The organism is Streptomyces sp. NPDC004542 (assembly GCF_040610035.1).
GTDB lineage: Bacteria > Actinomycetota > Actinomycetes > Streptomycetales > Streptomycetaceae > Streptomyces.
Window position 1 is genome coordinate 131,715 of the sequence record NZ_JBEXLP010000010.1, and the last position, 9,066, is coordinate 140,780.

5 protein-coding genes are annotated in these 9,066 nt (G+C 76.1%); 4 read left to right on the plus strand and 1 reads right to left on the minus strand.

Translation table 11 applies throughout. The annotated features are described in order from the left end of the window. Positions 1–202: 202 nt before the first annotated feature. The 3 genes from cobT (at position 203) to ABZX30_RS09195 (ending at position 6,349) form a co-directional block, all read left to right on the plus strand. Entirely contained in the window at positions 203–4,081 is a 3,879-nt protein-coding gene (gene cobT, locus ABZX30_RS09185) for a nicotinate-nucleotide--dimethylbenzimidazole phosphoribosyltransferase (RefSeq protein ID WP_355930772.1), read from the plus strand. A gap of 140 nt (positions 4,082–4,221) precedes the next feature. Next, positions 4,222–5,466, plus strand: coding sequence for a uroporphyrinogen-III C-methyltransferase (gene cobA, locus ABZX30_RS09190; RefSeq protein WP_355930774.1), 1,245 nt, complete (start codon positions 4,222–4,224; stop codon positions 5,464–5,466). A 64-nt stretch (positions 5,467–5,530) separates the two neighbouring features. Then, entirely contained in the window at positions 5,531–6,349 is an 819-nt protein-coding gene (locus tag ABZX30_RS09195) for an RNA methyltransferase (RefSeq protein WP_355930777.1), read from the plus strand. A 93-nt stretch (positions 6,350–6,442) separates the two neighbouring features. Here the strand turns inward: ABZX30_RS09195 and ABZX30_RS09200 are convergent, their stop codons facing one another. Continuing rightward, entirely contained in the window at positions 6,443–7,798 is a 1,356-nt protein-coding gene (locus ABZX30_RS09200) for a protein kinase (RefSeq protein WP_355930779.1), read from the minus strand. A gap of 591 nt (positions 7,799–8,389) precedes the next feature. On the opposite strand from ABZX30_RS09200, the gene ABZX30_RS09205 reads away from it, so the two are divergent. After that, positions 8,390–8,584: a hypothetical protein gene (locus tag ABZX30_RS09205; protein WP_355930782.1), complete on the plus strand. Its 195-nt coding sequence runs from the start codon at positions 8,390–8,392 to the stop codon at positions 8,582–8,584. The last annotated feature ends 482 nt before the right edge of the window (positions 8,585–9,066 follow it).

Genomic DNA, 9,066 nt, shown 5'->3' on the forward strand with positions numbered 1-9,066 from the left:
AGTCCACAGCGGCCTGGCGCGGATCAAGCTGTCACGACGGCGGCATGCCCGCGAGAATGCCACTGAATGGCTTTGTCGCCTTTTCCGGGCGGGCCGTTCGTGCCGCTGGGCACGCACGCTCGTTCTTCACTACGGGGCGGTCGGTGCGCCGTTCCGGGTGAGCTGGTCGTAGGGAGCACTAACCGATGGGCGAGGGGTACGCATGACGGACACCGGCCAGGTCCCGGCCGAGGGGCTGCCGGAGAGCGCAGGCATGGTGGAACAGCCGGGCGTTCCCGCGCACGGCGCGTACACCTACCTCTCCGAGACCACCGCCGAGGACGAAGACCTGCTGCTGCCGGGCGCCCAGGGCGCATGGGGCAACGAGGTGCCGCCGCCTCCCCCCGAGCCGGTCCTGGAGGCCGTCCACGAGCCGGGTCCGCACGAGACGGACGGACGCGACAGCGGCTCCGTCGACCTCGGCGGCGTCCGCCCGCTCGACTCGGGGCCCGTGTCCGTCCCGCCGTCCCCGATCCTCTCGGTGCCGCACGACCCGGCGGCGGCCCCGGCGGTCCCCCGGCGCCCGCTGCACCTCGGCCCGCCGATCCCCGACGCCTCCGCGAGCCCCGTCCGCTCCCTCGCCGACCGCGGCCCCGCCGGCGCGCCGGTACGGCAGCCCGGACCGCCGGCCCCCGGCCCCGAGTACCTCGACGCACAGCCGCTGCGCGGCCTCGCCCCGCAGGGGGCGGCCCCGTGGGGCGCGGCGCAGGCGGCGCCCGTGGCACAGGTGAGCCCACAGGCCCCGGCTGCCGCAACGGTCGCTCCGGCCGCCCAGTCGGCGACCGGTCCCGCCGGGGCGGCCCAGGCCGCCGTGGCCCGGCTCGCCACGCAGGCCGCCATGGCAGGTGCCACGGCGGAGGTCGCCGCTGACGCGGCTGCCCAGGTGGCGGCGCGGGACGTGGCGCAGGAGACGGTGCCGGACGTGGCCGCCGGAGCCGACGCCTGGACGCCGGACATGGCGCACGGCGTTCCGGTGCCTGACGGCGTGCCCGCCGAGGCCGGGCAGCGGGCCGGTGAGGCCGCGCCGGCTCCCGAGACCGAGCCCGAGGCCGGCCACGTCCCGCAGGCCGAGCCGGGACCCGAGGGCCCCGAGAGCGGAGAGGCGGCCGTGCGGGCCCCGGAGGCCGCTCACGAGGCCGCGCCCGAGGAGGCCGCCCCCGCCCCGGCGCAGGGGGAGGCGCAGAGCCAGGAAGCTCCCGTCCCGTCCCCGGAGCCCGAGCGGACCGCCGAAGCCGCGGAGGCTGCCGAGCCCGGTGCCCAGGCCCCGGCTCCCGAGGAGCAGCAGGCCGCCGGGGTCGCCGAAGCCGCCCACGCCGTACCGACCGCCGAAGGCCCGCAGGCCCCGGAGGGCGTCGAGCCGGTCAACGGCACGGAACTGCCCGAACCGGATCAGGACCCGGCGGCCCCGCCGGCCCAGGACGCCCACCCGGCCCCGCAGGTCCCCGCCGACACCCCGGCAGGCGCTCCCGCCCCGGAACCGGCCGACCCGGCCCTGCTCGCCGAGCCCGCCGCGCACGTCCCGCCCACCGCGTCCGCCGCCGAGCCCCCGCAGCCTCCCGCCGCCGCCCCGGAGTCGCCGCAGGCGGAGCCGGCCCCGGCCGCTCCGGAGGCCGCACCGACGGCGCCCACCGGCACCGGCATCCCCGCCCAGGTCCAGGGCCCGCAGCTCGGCCACCCCCTGGCTGGCGACCCGGCGCGGCCCACCACGCTCGTGCCGGAGCAGCCGCAGGCCGACCAGGCGGAGCAGCAGCCCGCCGAACCATCGGACGCGCAGCCCGAGCACGGGCTCCAGGGCCCCGAGGAGACCCCGGCGGCCCCGGACACCCCCGAGGCCGGCGTCGAGGACACGGGCCACGCCGAGGACGGACCCGCCCCGGAGACGGCCCCCGCCGAGCCGGCGGACGAGCCCGCCGCCGCGCACGCCCAGGCGCCCGAAACCGTCGCCGAGCTCCCGGCCCCGGCCGTCGAGCAGGCCCCGGCCCCCGCCGACCCCGCCGCCGCGCCGCCCGGCAGCGTGCCGGCGCAGGCGCGGCCGGACCAGCCGCCGGTCCGGTTCGTGCCCGTGCAGGGCTCGGTGCCCACCGCCCCGCACCCCACCCCGACTCCGCCGCAGCCCCTCGTCGTCCCGCAGGAGGGGCCGGCGGAGCCCGTCGCCACGGTCCCCGCACCCCGGGAGGCCGGCCTCGCGCCGGCGCACCCGGACGAGGCGCCCGGCCCCGAAGCCGTACAGCGGGCGGAGGACCTCGACACCAGGGCCGCCGAGCAGGAGGAGAGCACGGCCGAAGAGGCGGAGGCACGGCGGTCGACCGGCCCGGCCGCGCCCGGCTACGACGACGCCGAGCGCGAGGCCGTGCTCAAGGTGATGCGCGAGCGCCGCGACATCCGCAACGGCTTCCGCAGCGACCCGATCCCGCACGAGGTGCTGCTCCGCGTCCTGGAGGCGGCCCACACCGCACCCTCCGTGGGTCACTCGCAGCCCTGGGACTTCGTCGTCATCCGGTCCGCCGAGACCCGGCGCAGCATGCACGAACTGGCCATGCGCCAGCGCGACGCCTATGCCAAGTCCCTGCCGAAGGGCCGGGCGAAGCAGTTCAAGGAACTGAAGATCGAGGCCATCCTCGACACGCCGGTCAACATCGTCGTCACCGCCGACCCGACCCGCGGCGGCCGCCACACCCTGGGCCGGCACACCCAGCCGCAGATGGCGCCGTACTCCGCGGCGCTCGCGGTGGAGAACCTCTGGCTCGCCGCCCGCGCCGAGGGCCTCGGCGTCGGCTGGGTCAGCTTCTTCGACGAGCGGGAGATGGTCCGTGCCCTGGGCCTGCCCGAGCACCTGGAGGTCATCGCCTACCTGTGCGTCGGGTACGTCGACGAGTTCCCGGACGAGCCCGAGCTGATGCAGGCCGGCTGGTCCAAGCGGCGCCCGCTGTCCTGGGTCGTGCACGAGGAGACGTACGGCCGCCGCGCCCTGCCCGGCGAGGACCCGCACGACCTGCTCGCCGAGACCGTCGCGCAGATCCGCCCGCTGGACGCCAAGGCGCTCGGCGAGGCCTGGGAGCGGCAGAAGCGCATGACCAAGCCGGCCGGCGCGCTCGGCATGCTGGAGATCATCTCCGCGCAGCTGTCCGGCCTGTCCCGCCAGTGCCCGCCGCCGATCCCCGAGCCCGCCGCCGTCGCGATCTTCGCCGGCGACCACGGCGTGCACGCCCAGGGCGTCACCCCCTGGCCGCAGGAGGTCACCGCGCAGATGGTGGCCAACTTCCTCGGCGGGGGAGCGGTCTGCAACGCCTTCGCCGGACAGGTGGGCGCCGAGGTCTGCGTCGTCGACGTCGGCGTCGCCGCCGAGCTGCCCGCCACGCCCGGACTCCTGCCCCGCAAGGTCCGGGCGGGCACGTCGGACATGACCACCGGCCCCGCGATGACCCGCGAGGAGGCCAAGCAGGCCATCGAGGTGGGCATCGAGACGGCCCGCGACCTGGTGGCGGCCGGCAACAAGGCGCTGCTCACCGGTGAGATGGGCATCGCGAACACCACCGCGTCCGCCGCGCTGATCTCCGTCTACACGGGCGCGGACCCGGCCGAGGTGACGGGCCGGGGCACCGGTATCAACGACGAGACGCTGGCCCGCAAGACCGAGGTGGTCCGCCGCGCCCTCGACCTGCACCAGCCGGACCCGGCCGACCCGATCGGCGTCCTCGCCGCGATCGGCGGCTTCGAGCACGCGGCCATGGTCGGCCTGCTCCTCGGCGGCGCGTCCCTGCGGACGCCGGTGATCCTGGACGGCGTCAGCGCCGGTGCCGCCGCACTGGTCGCCCGCGCGATCGCCCCCGAGGTCCTCGCGGCCTGCATCGCGGGCCACCGCAGCGCCGAGCCCGGCCACGTGGCCGCCCTCAACAAGCTGGGCCTGCGCCCCCTGGTCGACCTCGACCTGCGCCTGGGCGAGGGCACGGGCGCGCTGCTCGCCCTGCCGCTGGTGCAGAGCACGGCCCGGGCGATGCACGAGGTGGCGACGTTCGATTCGGCGGGGGTCACGGAGAAGTAGCGGCCGCGGCAGGGGCGGTCCGGTGTTCAGCTGCCGGACCGCCCGAGCCGGCTGACCCGCCCACGTCCTAAAATCCGCACGTCAGGGCCGCTCCGATGGCGCAGCGCCCACCGCACGCCCTCACGAGGAGCCGCCCCCTCATGGCCGAACACCCCGCCTACCCCGTAGGCCTCCGTCTCGCCGGTCGCCGTGTGGTCGTCCTCGGCGGCGGCCAGGTCGCCCAACGCCGCCTGCCGGCCCTCGTGGCGGCGGGCGCGGACGTCCTCCTCGTCTCCCCGGCGGCCACCCCGTCGGTCGAGGCCATGGCGGACGCGGGCGAGATCACCTGGGAGCGGCGGCCCTACGCCGAGGGTGACCTCGCCGACGCCTGGTACGCCCTGATCGCCACCAGCGATGCCGAGGCCAACACCGCCGCCTCCGCCGAAGCGGAGCGCCACCGCGTCTGGTGCGTCCGCTCCGACGACGCCGACGCGGCGACCGCCTGGACCCCGGCCACCGGTCACAGCGAGGGCGTCACGGTCGCCGTGCTCACCACGGACGCCCGCGGCCGTGACCCCCGTCGTACCGCCGCGATCCGCGACGCGGTCGTCGAGGGTCTGCGTGACGGCACCCTGGTCGCCCCGCACCACCGCACCCGCACCCCCGGCGTGGCGCTGGTCGGCGGCGGCCCCGGCGACCCGGACCTGATCACCGTGCGCGGCCGGCGTCTGCTCGCCGAGGCCGACGTCGTGATCGCCGACCGCCTCGGCCCGCGCGACCTGCTCGCCGAACTCCCGCCGCACGTCGAGGTGATCGACGCGGCGAAGATCCCGTACGGCCGGTTCATGGCCCAGGAGGCCATCAACAACGCGCTGATCGAGCACGCCAGGCAGGGAAAGTCCGTCGTCCGGCTCAAGGGCGGCGACCCCTACGTCTTCGGCCGGGGCATGGAAGAGGTCCAGGCGCTCGCCGAGGCCGGGATCGCGTGCACGGTCGTGCCGGGCATCTCCAGCTCGATCTCGGTGCCGTCAGCGGCGGGCATCCCGGTCACCCACCGGGGTGTCGCCCACGAGTTCACGGTGGTCAGCGGGCATGTCGCCCCCGACGACGAGCGTTCCCTGGTCGACTGGCCGTCGCTGGCGAAGCTGACCGGCACCCTCGTGATCCTGATGGGTGTCGACAAGATCGGGAAGATCGCCGAGACGCTCCTCGCCCACGGCAAGTCCCCCAAGACGCCCGTCGCCCTGGTCCAGGAGGGCACGACCGCCGCCCAGCGCCGTGTCGACGCGACGCTCGCCACGGTCGCGGAGGCCGTGCGCGCCCAGGAGGTGAGGTCCCCGGCGGTCATCGTCGTCGGAGGGGTCGTCGCCGTGGGCGCGGACCCCTCCGCGCCCGCCTGCCAGTAACCGCCGGTAACACGACTCGTGCCGCGCCGTTGGCACCGCACCCAGGACAAGGCAGTATCACCCTGTGGCCGATCTCATCACCGTTGAGGACCCCGCCGACCCGCGCCTGCGTGACTACACGGGCCTGACCGACGTCGAGCTGCGGCGCAGACGGGAACCGGCCGAAGGCCTGTTCATCGCCGAGGGTGAGAAGGTCATCCGGCGGGCCAAGGAAGCCGGTTACGAGATGCGCTCGATGCTGCTCTCGGCCAAGTGGATCGACGTGATGCGCGACGTCATCGACGAGCTCCCGGCGCCCGTGTACGCGGTCAGCCCCGAGCTCGCCGAACAGGTCACCGGCTACCACGTGCACCGCGGCGCCCTCGCCTCCATGCAGCGTCGGCCGCTGCCCACGGCGGCCGAGCTGCTCCGCACGGCGCGCCGGGTCGTGGTCATGGAGTCCGTCAACGACCACACCAACATCGGCGCGATCTTCCGGTCGGCCGCCGCCCTCGGCATGGACGCGGTGCTGCTCTCCCCGGACTGCGCCGACCCGCTGTACCGCCGCAGCGTGAAGGTCTCGATGGGCGCCGTCTTCTCCGTCCCGTACGCCCGTCTGGAGACCTGGCCCAAGGGCCTGGACTCGGTCCGCGAGGCCGGCTTCACCCTCCTCGCGCTCACCCCGGACGAGAAGGCGAGGAGCCTCGACGAGGCGGCCCCGCACCGGATGGACCGCGTCGCGCTCATGCTCGGCGCCGAGGGCGAGGGCCTGTCCACCCAGGCCCTGGTCGCCGCCGACGAATGGGTGCGCATCCCGATGTCCCACGGCGTCGACTCCCTCAACGTGGGCGCGGCCGCCGCGGTCGCCTTCTACGCGGTGGCCACCGGCCGCCCGGAAGCGTAGGAGCAGCCGTGCGGGACGCGATCGTTGCCGTCCGCGCACGAGGGGACCGGGTCCCGGTCGTCCGGCGTGGCCTGCCCGGCCTCGGACCGTTCGCTACTCCGTGAGGTCCGGCGGCGGCCCGGCCACGCGCGTGTGCGGTGCGTGGACGACGCTCCCGGTTCCACCGAGCCCGTGCGCGGGGCCCTGACATCCCTGGGCCGCCGCGATGCCGAGCGCGACCAGCAGGGTCACCACCACGAACACGAACAGCCGTTGCCGCAGCAGCCGCGGGTTGGCGGGCCGCCGCCCGGTCCCCGTGGGCCGCGGCCGCTGCCCCGCCCCGCCCCGCGGGACGGGCCGGCCGCCGGGCCGGGGGGTGCCGCGCGAGGCCGGGTTCGTCCGCGTGCCGCCCGTGCGGGCCGTGTCCGGCCGCGACGGCACACCTCCGGCCCGCGGGACACCGCCACCGCGCGACGGGACGCCGCCCCGCACGGGAGCCCCGCCGCGCGGTGGCGGAGTGCCCGGCGAGGACTGCGGACGCCGCAGGGTGCGCTGCGGCTCCGGGTAGGTATCGGCGAGCCGCCCGGTCGGCCGGTCCGCCTCCGCGGAGCGCGGCGCGGGCGGCCGTACGTCGGCCAGGTCCTGGGCCTCGCGCGCCGCGATCTCCTTCAGCCGCAGCGACAGCTGGAGCGTAGTCGGACGCTCCTCCGGATCCTTGGCCAGACAGGCCCGGACCAGCGGCGCGAGCGCGTCCGGGACACCGTGCAACTGCGGCTCCTCGTGCACCACCCGGTACAGCATCACCTCGGAACTGCCGTGCCCGAAGGGGGAGTCGCCGGCGGAGGCGTACGCCAGGGTCGCCCCGAGCGAGAACACGTCCGTGGCCGGGGTCACCGCGGCGCCACGCACCTGCTCGGGCGCGAGGAAGCCGGGGGAGCCCACCGCCGTGCCGACGTGGGTCAGCGTCGAGGCCCCCGTGGACCAGGCGATGCCGAAGTCGATGATCCGCGGCCCCTTCGGGGACAGCAGGATGTTGGAGGGCTTCAGGTCCCGGTGCACCACGCCCGCCTCGTGCACGGCGACCAGACCCTCGGACAGGGCTGCCCCGATCGAGGCCGCCTCCGCAGCACCGAGCGGGCCCTCGTCGGCGACCCTGTCGTGCAGGGAGGGACCGGGCACGTACTGTGTGGCGAACCACGGCCGGTCCGCCTCCAGGTCCGCCGCCACCAGCCGGGCCGTGCACCCGCCCCTGATCCGCCGCGCCGCCGAGACCTCACGCGCGAACCGGGACCGGAACTCCTGGTCCTCCGCCAGGTCCGGCCGGATGACCTTCAGGGCGACCCGCTGCCCCTTCTTGTCCGAGCCCAGATAGACAACGCCCATCCCGCCCGCGCCGAGCCGTCTGTGAAGCCTGAACGAGCCGACGACGCGCGGGTCCTCGCGCCTCAGGCGCATCATCGCCATGTTCATCCCCGCTGCCCGGTCCGTATGACGTGGCACAGCTTACGTTTCCACTGCCCGCTGCGCGCAGAGGCCGCGCCCTCTCGGCTCAATGGATTGTCGGCGCCGGGCGGGAGACTTGAGGAGTGGCCGGCAAGCCGCCGCGAGCCGTGTCCTTGACCGCGCGGCGCCCGCAACCATCCGTCCCCGGAGGGGGATTGGACGCGTGAAGGGTGACCGCGGGGAGACGGTCGTGGACGCGGGGGACACGACGGGGAGGTACGGGGCGGTGGCCGACCGGGCGGTTCGCCGTGGGGAGGCGGCGGTACCGCGGGGTGCGCTCGAAGTGAGTGAAGTCACGCGCTGGGCCCGGAAAAGCAGGGGCACTTCGGACGCCCCCTCCGGGAAGACCCCGAGACCCGGGGCCGCGTCTCCACCCAGAGGAGTACATCGCAGGTCATGGCTCATCCTCCGGGAGGCCCGTCATTCGGTACGAAGGCATGACGACCGCCGCCGCCCGGCCGCCTAGATTTGAGGTCAAGCGGCGGGTGCAGCACTCGTCCCCCGAGGTCAAGACACCCGCCGCTGCCAACGACAACCGAGACGGTCAGGAGAGGGACCATGGCCCACACGGCTTCGCGGACGTTCATCCGCACGCAGGGGCGCACCGCGCGCCCCCGCCGTACCGGCCGTCGCCACCCCCTGGTGGCGACCGCGATGGTCCTCCCCCTGGCGACCCTGCTCGTGTACGCCTTCGGCGGCTGGGAAGCAGTGGTCACACAGGCGTCGTCCGTGGGTGTGGTGCTGGGGCGCTGAGCGGCGACCCCAGGCCCGGAAGAGCGGTCCGGGCCGGGACATCCACCCATGAAACCCCGTGGGGACGGGGGTGCGGCGGACGGCACAGATGCCGGCGCAGCTGGGGAGCTGCGCCGGCATTGCCGTGCCCTGGACCTGAACCGGCCCCGCCACTCGCCGCAACCCGGACGAGGCCGCGCCCGGCACCCGGACACGTCCCCGCCCGGTGCGCGCCCCATCAGCGCCGGGCCGCGCACCGCCGCCCGGCGGCCCCCCCGGGGCGCCTGCCCCGGCCCGCCGTACCCGCGCGCATTCCGGACGAGGCCGCGCCCGGCAGCCGGACCGCACGTCCCGTCCCGGTGGCCCGCGCTGCCCACGGTCCGCCAGGCCCCCCGCAGCCGGTCCGCCGGCGGCACCGTCGCCCGGGAGGAGCCGGCCGAGGCGAGGACTCCAGCCGGTGGATCAGGTCCAGGCCGGCCGTGAGGTTGCCCCACTGGTCGCTG

What these genes read in the sequence shown, in the direction of transcription:
- cobT (WP_355930772.1), top strand. Translation starts at nt 203, where the DNA reads ATGACGGACACCGGCCAGGTCCCGGCCGAGGGGCTGCCGGAGAGCGCA.
- cobA (WP_355930774.1), top strand. Translation starts at nt 4,222, where the DNA reads ATGGCCGAACACCCCGCCTACCCCGTAGGCCTCCGTCTCGCCGGTCGC.
- ABZX30_RS09200 (WP_355930779.1), bottom strand. Translation starts at nt 7,798, where the DNA reads ATGAACATGGCGATGATGCGCCTGAGGCGCGAGGACCCGCGCGTCGTC.
- ABZX30_RS09205 (WP_355930782.1), top strand. Translation starts at nt 8,390, where the DNA reads ATGGCCCACACGGCTTCGCGGACGTTCATCCGCACGCAGGGGCGCACC.